General features: G+C 30.0%; 8 protein-coding genes. All 8 read right to left on the reverse strand.

Going from position 1 to position 10,327, the window contains the following annotated elements:
- Nucleotides 1–37: 37 nt before the first annotated feature.
- Nucleotides 38–2,101 carry an ABC transporter permease gene (locus BN1075_RS10385; RefSeq protein WP_040193078.1) on the reverse strand — a complete coding sequence of 688 codons (2,064 nt, stop codon included), beginning with the start codon at nt 2,099–2,101 and terminating at the stop codon, nt 38–40.
- Nucleotides 2,091–2,858 carry an ABC transporter ATP-binding protein gene (locus tag BN1075_RS10390; RefSeq protein WP_040193079.1) on the reverse strand — a complete coding sequence of 256 codons (768 nt, stop codon included), beginning with the start codon at nt 2,856–2,858 and terminating at the stop codon, nt 2,091–2,093. Before BN1075_RS10390 ends, BN1075_RS10385 begins: the two co-directional genes overlap by 11 nt.
- 224 nt (nt 2,859–3,082) lie before the next feature.
- Nucleotides 3,083–4,093 (reverse strand): sensor histidine kinase, encoded by a 1,011-nt coding sequence (locus tag BN1075_RS10395; RefSeq protein WP_040193080.1) that lies wholly within the window; start codon nt 4,091–4,093, stop codon nt 3,083–3,085.
- Nucleotides 4,090–4,758 (reverse strand): response regulator transcription factor, encoded by a 669-nt coding sequence (locus BN1075_RS10400; RefSeq protein WP_040193081.1) that lies wholly within the window; start codon nt 4,756–4,758, stop codon nt 4,090–4,092. The genes BN1075_RS10395 and BN1075_RS10400 overlap by 4 nt, the downstream gene beginning before the upstream one ends.
- Before the next feature lie 887 nt (nt 4,759–5,645).
- A complete protein-coding gene (locus BN1075_RS10405) occupies nt 5,646–7,727 on the reverse strand; it encodes an ABC transporter permease (protein ID WP_040193082.1) in 2,082 nt (693 codons plus the stop codon).
- Nucleotides 7,727–8,482, reverse strand: a complete 756-nt coding sequence (locus tag BN1075_RS10410) for an ABC transporter ATP-binding protein (protein WP_040193083.1) — start codon at nt 8,480–8,482, stop codon at nt 7,727–7,729. Before BN1075_RS10410 ends, BN1075_RS10405 begins: the two co-directional genes overlap by 1 nt.
- Nucleotides 8,483–8,626: 144 nt before the next feature.
- Nucleotides 8,627–9,634 carry a sensor histidine kinase gene (locus BN1075_RS10415; RefSeq protein ID WP_197072297.1) on the reverse strand — a complete coding sequence of 336 codons (1,008 nt, stop codon included), beginning with the start codon at nt 9,632–9,634 and terminating at the stop codon, nt 8,627–8,629.
- Nucleotides 9,618–10,316 carry a response regulator transcription factor gene (locus tag BN1075_RS10420; RefSeq protein ID WP_040193085.1) on the reverse strand — a complete coding sequence of 233 codons (699 nt, stop codon included), beginning with the start codon at nt 10,314–10,316 and terminating at the stop codon, nt 9,618–9,620. Before BN1075_RS10420 ends, BN1075_RS10415 begins: the two co-directional genes overlap by 17 nt.
- Nucleotides 10,317–10,327 lie beyond the last annotated feature (11 nt).

Consider the following 10,327-nt stretch of genomic DNA (forward strand, 5'->3'; position numbering starts at 1 on the left):
GGCTTAATTGAAAATCACTTCAATTAAACCTTTTAACTTATTTTATCTCTTCATTTACATTTCTTTTAAAGGAATAATAGGTTCCAATGAAATAACATGCATATATTAATATCATTAACGCTGAAGATATTCCAATGTTGAGTATCAGCCCTTTATCACCAATAAAAGATTGAATCTGTTTACTTATAATATCCATAAAATTAACCATAAACATAACAAAACCTATTAAAGAAATGGATACTGGCATAATGAAATATACAGAAATCTGTTTTAGAATCAATTTATTTATTTCTGATTTATCTACTCCTAACTTTTTCAGAACCTTAAATCTACTTCTATGCTCTATAGAATCAGACAACTGTTGTAATGCCAACACCGTTAAGCTTATCATAAGCATTACAATTCCTAAATAAATTCCTAGAAGCCTCATTCCTAAAGTTATATTGATAATATTATTTCTCTCCATAACCTTAACTCTTCCATCCATAAAGTAGTATGGTTGTCTATCAACTTCCTCATACTTATTTACTATCTCCTCATAATTTTCATTAATCCAATTAGGAATATAGGCTGAAACTATGTCTACAGCTTTATTGTAAGGTAATGGTTTATTTGTATTAGCAAATAAATCAGCTCCCACAAAGGTTAATTCTTCGCATATATAATCTGGAACTATTAAAATATTGTTGCTGTATCCGTTATAAATCCCTTCACCTATAGACTCTGTATAATATGGAGTAGAGCTTATTTTCAACTCTTTATCCTTTATCTTTAAAATTGGGTTATCTTCAATAAATATTGAAATTTCATCTTCCTCTAGCATGGTTGCCCAGTGAGTAGTATACTGGTCCTCCTTTAGCTTAACCTTATCATAGCCTAGCATCTCTCTTGACTTGTTATAATCACTTAAGCTGATAACTGCTAAGGGCGCCTCCCTTGGGTCTCTGTTATTTATATCTTCTGGATTTATAATATACTTTTCCACTTGAACATATTCCTTGATGTCATAGCCATCAGTCTGTAGCTTCTCCATTATTGCAGAGTAGTTTATCCTTGGAATTTCTTCTAGGTCTAGTATATCATATTCATTTCTAATATTAATATCGTAGGGTACTCTATACTCTAAATAGCCCAGACTCCATTGAGCCATTAATAAAGTAGCTGCAATGCTTAAAGCTGCTGCTAAAAATGTCATGGATATAGAAGCCATCAATATTGGTGTGGTCTTAATCTTTGAAACTATGGAGCCCATCAGAGCTAAGTTAGTGTTTTCATATTTAAAACCTAAGCATCTTTTATTGATAAAGATAATTATATAAGCCAAGGAATAAAACAAAGCATAGGTTCCCAAAATAAATGAAAGAAAACATACAAATATGTATATCATTTCATTTCCTGTTATTAAAGCTGGATTATTTTTAGCTTGTATAATCTTGTAACCACAAAATCCAAATAGTGTAAAACAAATTAATGATATAACAAAAACTCCTAGGTATATCTTTCCACTTCTCTTAAATTGGAATTCTGTTTTTCTATCTGCATTAAGCATATCAATAAGTTTTATTTTTCCTATGGTTCTTACATTATAAAATCCTATAATACAAAACATTATAATAAAGAAAAGGAAGGTATTTCTAATGGTATCCCAATAAAGCTTTAGCGAAAAAGTTACTTCTTGATTTGCAGACATTAAAACTAAAGATGTAACCACCTGAGAAAATAAAGTTCCTAAGAATATCCCTAAAACAATGGAAATTAGTCCAATAATTAAGGTTTCTATGAAAAACATTAAAGCTACACTTCTCTGCTCACTTCCTAGTAAGATATAAGTAGCGAATTCCCTTTGCCTTCTCCTCATCATATACTTATTAACATAGGCAACCAGTATGGCTAAAAGTCCAGTAATGAGCATACTGGCATATTTCATAATCTGCTTTAACACCTCAAAATTAAAAGAATCTTCCGTTATAAGTTCATAGCTTGAACTTGATAAAGTTGAAAAAGCATAAAATAAACTAACACAAAGGGTTAATGTTATAAAATATATTAAATAATCTCTAAGTGCTTTTTTTCCATTACCTAAGGCTAATTTAACGTACATCTGTGATGTCACCACCTAACAATGCAACCACATCCAGAATCTGATTAAAGAATTGCTTTCTCGTATTTTTACCCTTAACTAACTCCGTGAATATTTTTCCGTCCTTAATAAATAAAATTCTTTCACAATAGCTGGCTGTAAAGGAATCGTGAGTAACCATTAATATGGTAGCCCCTAAACTTTTATTCAAATCTGCCATGGTTTCAATAAGCATTTGTGCAGATTTCGAATCTAAAGCACCAGTAGGCTCATCAGCAAGAATAACCTTTGGACTTGTTACTAAAGCCCTAGCACAGGCACATCTTTGCTTTTGTCCACCTGAAACCTCATAAGGGTATTTATGTAATATATCTTTAATCCCTAACTCTTCCGCTATCCACAGAACCTTTTTGTCAATCTCCTTTTTAGGATACCTATTAATTGTAAGGGCTAAAGCAATATTCTCATGAATAGTTAATGTATCTAAAAGATTATACTCTTGGAATATAAAGCCTAAGTTTTCACGTCTAAAGGCTGCAATTTCCTTTTCTCCAACCTCTGTCAAATCCTTATCTCCTATGTAAATATGTCCTGAACTAACTTCATCTATAGTTGATATCGTATTTAAAAGGGTTGTCTTCCCTGACCCTGATGGACCCATTACCCCAACAAACTCACCCTTTAAAACATCAAAAGATACATCATCCACAGCCTTCACTATATTTCCTTTGTTTCCATAATACTTTTCTACATTCTTAATACTTAATATTTTTTCCATCATCCTCACCTCCCCTTTATTGTACACAAACCCAAACCTAGTTAGCTTCGTTAAACCTTACTTTAAAGTTACAAAATCGTCACTTAAGTGACACTCCAAAAGTGACACTCCAAATCTATGATTTTGCTAGTGGAACTTTCACAGCGTGCATCTTTGATTTAGTCACTCGAACTTACTCAGTAGAGCACTCCACCGAACGCATGTGAGGCGGAGTTTCCTTCATTCTAAACTTTAGAAAATGTACCTTTAGGGAAAGTAATTATAACTCTTGTGAATTTTCCCTCTTCTGACTCTATGTCTATCAGTAACCCAAGCTTATCACAAAGCTTTTTGCACAAATATAGACCTATTCCCGTAGATTTATTATTGAATCTTCCTATGGTGCCTGTAAATCCCTTCTCAAACACACGGCTGATTTCCTCTGGCTTTATCCCTATTCCATTATCCTCAATTATTAGCTGAGCTCCATTTTTAATATCCTGTCCATAAATCCTAATTTGTGAACTTACATTTTTCCTATACTTTATGGCATTAACCACTATTTGATTTATTATAAACTCCAGCCATTTGCTGTCACAGTATACATTCTTATCCAAGCTATTCAAATCAACATCTATTCCATTAGAAATTAGCATATGTTTATTTCTAATAATTACTTCATTAACACAGTCCTGCAAGGTTATTTCTTTTATTAAATAATCCTTCTCAACCTCTTCACTTCTAGCATAAAATAAAGCTTGTTCAACATATCTGTCAATATCCTGAAGCTCTAAAAGTACACTTCTTGAGATTGGACTTTTATTATTCTCCTCTAACAACTTAATGGAGGCTATGGGTGTCTTAACTTCATGAATCCACTGCTCTATGTATTCCTTATATTCCTTACGTTGGTTTCTAATTGAATTAATCTCTTCAAGCATAGACTTTCTGGCTTTTTTCATAAGTTCAAAATAGGGTACAGCATCTTTATAAGGTGGCTCCTCGATGACTTCACTAATCAAATACTTCTTATCTAAATTATCAACCGCTTTAAAAACCAACTGAAAATACTTTTTCCTTCTATAATACTCTGCTCCATAAAAAATATAGGAAATACTAATCCATGTGAAAAATATAGCTCCCAAAGTATTAAAGCTATTTCCCACACTAAATAAAAATATTATAAGTGTTATTAAACCTATAAAATTTAATGTAATGGCGCCCGCTCTATCCTTTATAAAATCTTTTAAACTCATATGATATACCCTTGCCCTCTTTTAGTTTTTATAAAATCCTTTACTCCTATTTCCTCAAGCTTATTTCTTATTCTTGTAATATTAACGGTAAGGGTATTATCATTTACAAATAAGGAGCTATCCCACAAATACTCCATGATATCATACCTTGATACTATCTTACCTTTATTCTCAATTAGGAAATGTAATATTTTAAGTTCGTTCTTAGTTAACTCAACATTAGCGCCTTCATATTCAACTGTACTTGATAAAATATTTAGTTTAACACCATTGAACTCAACGGTATCCATGGTTCTCTCATTAGGATATGCCCTTTTTAAAAGTGCGTTTATCCTAGCTAATAAAATTTGTGTATTATAAGGCTTAGCTATGAAATCATCACCACCTAAGGTAATGCTCATAAGCTCATCAACATTGGTATTTCTGCTTGTAACAAAAATAATTGGAACAGATGAAAAACCTCTAATCTCCGTACAAATTTTAAAGCCATCCTCCTTAGGAAGATTAATGTCTAACAGAATTAAATGAGGACTATCCTCCTTAACCCTATTGGGAACATTATTAAAATCAGTGACCTTTATTATTTCATAACCATTTTTAGTTAATATATTTCCTATTTCATTTTGTAACTGTTCATTATCTTCAACAATCATTATCTTAAACATAATTACTCCATACCTCTTCATTTTTAATACTTTGAATATTATATTATCATACTGTGCTAAATTCTTACACCGTATTAACTATTCCATTATCTCAATTTTAAGTGTTTAACCCTGGCCTTGCTAGAAATTTTTTATATAAAAAAATAAATCCAACTAAGCTGGATTCATATAAAATCATATTATCTATAAAATTTCAAACATTGAAGCCTTCAAAATACCCATAAACTTAGTTCATCAAAATTTAACAATTCACTATAGCTTACTCCATTTTAAAATTTTTGTTCTTTATATGGAATCTAATCTGTTCCTCCACTTTAGAAGTCTGTTCCATCAAATTTTACTCCATCTCCTGGCCATGATAAATTAACTATTAAAACCAAGGAACAGACCCTTAAAAAGGAACAGAAATTTTTTAACTGTTCCCACATTTATTCCTTTAAAGAATTAAGCCCCAGTCCCATTTAGTAGCTATATGGAACAAAAGAACAATTAATTGAATGCAATAGTGATGTACAAGAAAATAAAAGATGAGTTTTTTGTAAAAATGAATAATTATTTTTTTGATGTACTAGAGTAAGAAAAATCCGTTTTGTTCCGTTCTCTGTTCCAAAGCCACTTTGAGTTATGAATAAATTGTAAATATAATATTTAAAAAGCACCTTACCCATAAAATCTAAAATTTTCTTGGTAAAATGTTATGCCCCCTTTGAATATTTATTGTTAGAATCAGTTTTCAAAAGACCTTAGTAACCTCCTCTACTCTTTGGATTCTAATACCAATATTTCAGATAATAAAGGCCTGTTTCTTTATATGACACAAAAATTTATGAAATACTATAGCAAAAAAATCAACCTCAGAATCAAGTTCCTCGATTGATTTTTTATATTTATCTTACTACTTCTTTAATATACTTCCTTCTACAGATTAAATAGAATATAATCTGAAATACAATGCCACAAATCAAAACTAACATGCTTTGCTTCATAATAATCTGCTCCACTCCTGAATTAGATACCATTACATAAAGGAAGTATAAGCCTAAACCTCCACCAAATAAAACTGGCATAAAGAAGGTTATTCCGATTTCCTTACTTATCATTGTTTTTATTTCTTTTTCATGGATCCCAATTCTAGCTAAAGCGGTTAATCTTTCCTCTTCTTCTGCAATATCAGCTAAGACCTTGTAGTATAGAACTACTCCGTTAGCAATAACAAATAAAGCTCCTATAAATATCATAGTGAAAAACATCATTCCATTATCATTAAGCTGTATTTCTATAAGTTCTTCAGTATATATAGGTCTGTATAGTTCCCTTGTTCCCCTTTCATCATAGGAAGCTGTTCCCCAAAGGTTTCCTTCCTGCCAATAGGATTCATCAAATCCATTTTTATCTCTTAAGTAATATACTAAGCCTTCAAATGCAACATCACCATTTTTCACATTAAGTAAATGAACCTTTTTTATATATTCTTCTTTTCTACTACTTTTTAGAAATTCATAGTCTTCATCATCAAGTACCAAGGCATTTCCCAATGAATATTCCATAGTACTCCTCTCATTAACAAATGGTACACCTTTTTCTTCTTTTATATTTTCACCATTTATAACTAGAGCTATATTATCATCTTTAAATTCATTTATCTGTTCTTCACTTATTACAAAATTATTTTTCAAAGCTACTTCTTGAAATTCATCCATTCTGCTTTCATCTATAGATGTTAAGATACTTGTTGGATGTTGAAATTCCATTTTTTCCTCATAAGTGGTAACATATAAAGCTCCCTTTAAGCTAATATCAATATTAGTTCCCATATGCTCATTATAATTTGTTTCACTTAAAATCATTTGACTACCTGTTCTATAAATATATTGGTCTCTATCTTCTCTAAATAAAGGTATTTCTACATATTCTAAAACGCTATATTTTTCAATTTTTCCACCACTATCACTTATAACTTCCTCTATATCTTCCTTTTCAGTCACATTATATTTTTCTGTTTCTATAAACATAAGATCATAGGGATTATCTCTTCTTACAAACTCTTCACTGGATTTGAACATGGAGTATGAATATCCCACAAAGAACATGGCTCCTGCTGTTAAAATCGATAGCATATATAATATATTCTTATAGCTCAAAAACCTATGGGATAGATTTGAAAGCACTAATAAATTGCTATTGTATGTCTTAGGAAATCTCCTTAGTAAGCTTTTTACTACACCTATTAAAGAGCCTATAACTATATAAGGACAAATCATTATCAATGCAACAAATACTCCTATCATATAGGACTGATCTTTAAAAATTTCCTTAAGTAATGTCTTTGGAAGACAATACATAGAAATTACTAAAACCACAAGAGCTATAGCTCCCAATATCACATGGGTATTTCCTATTTCCTTCTTCTTTGAAGCTTTGATTGAATCAATGATTGATATTCTTTTAATATAAATAATATTGAAGATAAGATTTCCAATAAAAATTAAAACAAAAACCCCTATGCTTAAAAGAAAGCTTTTGTAATTTAACTCATAAACCACCTTAGTGTTGATTAAAAATCTATTTAAGCCTAAATAAAATAGTCTTCCAAATAAAGCTCCTGTAAAAACTCCAGTTACAAGAGAGGCACTCATTATCCCTAAGTTTTCAACAAAGATAATCTTGGTTAAATCCTTAGTAGTCATCCCTAAGGTCAAATACATTCCAAATTCCTTTCCTCGATTTTTAAGAAAGGAAATATTAGTATAGGTTATAAACACCACTGAAAATAATACAATTCCAAGTAGCGCCATATTAACAGTTTCATATAATGTGGTTTTTCCTACGCTGTCTAAGATAGACGGATTATATATTAAGCTACCATACATAAACAGCATGGCTATAATTAGTGAATTTACAAAATAGAAAGAAATAAACTTATTAAAATTATAATAAAAGTTTTTTCGTATTATCGAAGAAAAAGTCATTAGTTTTCCCCTCCTATAACACTTTGAACCTCAAGAATCTTATCAAAAAACTTTTTTCTATCTCCATCAGATGTGATTTCCATTACAATTTTTCCATCCTTAATAAATATTATTCTTTTACAAAAGGATGCTGCAAAAGGGTCATGGGTTACCATTAATACCGTACTGTTTATCTCTTCATTCATTTTACTTATTGTTCCCATTATATTGTTAGCTGATTTAGAATCTAGATTTCCTGTAGGCTCATCTGCAAAAATTATTTCAGGATCGTTTATTAATGCTCTTGCAGCAGCCACCCTTTGCTTCTGTCCTCCTGAAATGTGATAAGGATACTTTTTCTTTAAATCTCCAATATTAAAGAAATTCATTAATTCATCAACCCTATTTTCTATCTCCTTAGGATTTTTCTTATCTAAGACTAAAGGCAATCCTATATTCTCCTTTAAGGTTAAACTGTCCAGTAAGTTAAAATCTTGAAAAATATAACCTATATTTTTTCTTCTAAATAAAGCTAATTCATCTTTTTTCATCTTACTTATATCTCTATTACTTATACTAACTTGACCTGACGTGCTTTTATCTATTCCTGAAAGAATATTAAGTAAAGTAGTCTTACCACTTCCACTTGGCCCCATTATTCCAACAAACTCACCTTGTCTTATAATTAAATTTATTCCACCTAAAGCTGTAACTTCCTTCGCTCCTTTATAAGAGTTATACACCTTAGTTAAATTTTCAACCTTTAAAATTTCCATCTACTTCTACCTCACTTATATTATTATGCTGTGTCTTCATCTCCTACACACCTTACAATACAAGTATAAAGGAGGCTCCAAATCTCTCTAATTGATTATCCTTACGTAACCTTACATTTTTGAAAGGTTTGATATATTACTATATTAATAAACATCACTATTTTTTCTAAATATGATCTTAAATTCTGTTCCACTTCCTTCTTTTGAATTTAAACTAATACCATGGCCTAATTTTTTAGATATTATCTTAACCATATAAAGCCCTATACCTGTCGAACTTCTTTCTTTCCTTCCATTGTTACCTGTAAAAAATGGATCAAATACTCTTGGTAAATCTTCTTTAGTAATACCAATACCCTCATCCATAATTAAAAGTTCTATTTCTTCATTATTTTCAACTGCTAATATTTCTATTTTATTGCTGCTTTTACTTTCAGAATACTTTATTGCATTAGATATTATTTGTTCCAGCATATATATACACCACTTCCTATCAGTATAAATATTTATACCTTCATCTATATTCACTACTGGAAATACACCTTTATATATAAAATCTCTCTTTTTTGAGTTAACCACACTATTTATAATGTCCCTTAAATTGCATGATGTAGTTATATAATCTCTTGAAAAATCATCTAATCTCAATACATTTAAACACTCTTCTAAGTTCTTTTTAAGAGTGTTATTTTCTTCTTTTATATCTTCAATATACTTGTTGCTCCCATTAACTAAATCATTTTGATTGCAAGCTAAATCTATTACAGTTATTGATGTTTTCATATTATGAATCCACTGAGAAAATAGCTGCTCTCTTTCATTTATTTCCTGTTTTAATGTATCAATTCTATTTAAATATTCTTTATGTATTTCACTAATTACACCTAAAATCTCCTCTTCACTAGAGCTTAAGCTAACATTGCGATAATTAGGACTAACTTGACTATCTTTTAATTTTTCTTGGAAAACCTTATACTTTATAACCTCAAAAATAAAATAAATAATTATTATAAAGGCACTTAGCATTAATGGATATATAATTTCACTATTTTCGAAAAATAAGTAATAAAATATAATTACCGTCAAAGAATTTATTGTAAGTGTAATTAATTCTCTACTCTTAGCCTTACCTACCTTAATTATCAACTTCATTAAATACATAGCCTACTCCTCTTTTAGTTACAATTGAATTTTGAATACCTAAATCATTTAACTTCTTCTTAACCCTAGTGATGTTTACAGTTAATGTATTATCATCAACGAAAATCGTATCATCCCATAATGCCTCAAGCAGATCTTCCCGCGTTACTATTTTTCCTATATTGCTTAATAGGATATTAAGTATTCTATATTCATTTTTCGTTAGCTCTATAATTTGATCTTTATATCTTAGTTTCATACTTTCATGAATTAAATCTAATAAACTTTCACCTTTACTTTTAGTTTCTTCACTACTATCCACTATATTTATATACTCATTTGTTCTTCGTAATAATGCATTTATCTTTGCAAGCAATATTCCTATAACAAAAGGTTTTGTTATATAATCATCTGCCCCTAGTTCCATTCCCCTTATTTGTTCACTTTCATCACTTCTTGCAGATAATATGATCACTGGTGTTTTATATTTTTTTCTAATAACTCTTAGATAGTAATATCCATCAAACTTTGGTAGATTTATATCTAATATTATTAAATTAGGATTTACTTCCTCAATCTTATTCATCACATTATCAAAATCCTCTAGTGTTGTAACCTTAAAATCATAGGCCTCTAAATACTCACTGATATATGCTTTTAATTTAATATCATCTTCAATTAATAAAATCTTCATATGTACCCCTC

The organism is Clostridium culturomicium (assembly GCF_000821305.1).
In the GTDB taxonomy this organism is placed as follows: Bacteria; Bacillota; Clostridia; order Clostridiales; family Clostridiaceae; genus Clostridium_J; species Clostridium_J culturomicium.